At 34.5% G+C, this 542-nt stretch carries 1 protein-coding gene; it reads left to right on the top strand.

The features are described 5' to 3' along the window. The coding region (locus EII41_RS13750) for an IS1634 family transposase (protein WP_124791018.1) at window positions 1-542 on the top strand (542 nt) is incomplete at both ends.

Here is a 542-nt window from a genome sequence, read left to right on the forward strand (position 1 = left end):
TATACAGACGATAGGGCAAAAAAAGATGCTTATAACAGGGAAAAAGGTATTTACCGTTTGGAAAAAGCCTACAAAAGAGGTACACTCACAAAGGATAACGTTAATAAACGAGGGTACAACAAGTTTTTAACAATGCAAGGAGACGTAAAAGTTGAGATAAATTATGATAAGATAAAAGAAGATAAACAATGGGATGGATTAAAAGGCTATCTTACCAATACAACAATACCGGCAGACAAGGTTTACCTGGCTTATCATAATCTTTGGCATGTAGAAAGAGCCTTTAGAATAACAAAATCCAAGATAGAAGTACGTCCCATGTTCCATTTTACACAACGCAGAATCGAAGCTCATGTTTGTATCTGTTTCGTGGCTTTAAAAGTATATAAAGAGCTTGAAAGGATTCTGAAACAGGAGCGTATAAGTCTAAGTGTAGACAAAGTTTTGAACTTGTCTAAAACTATTACAACAATAGAGGTGCGATTACCAAAGAATAAGAAGACCATTAGGAAAACTATGATCATGAACAGGCACAAAAAAAA

Source organism: Tannerella forsythia (assembly GCF_003860135.1).
GTDB classification, from domain to species: Bacteria; Bacteroidota; Bacteroidia; order Bacteroidales; family Tannerellaceae; genus Tannerella; species Tannerella forsythia_A.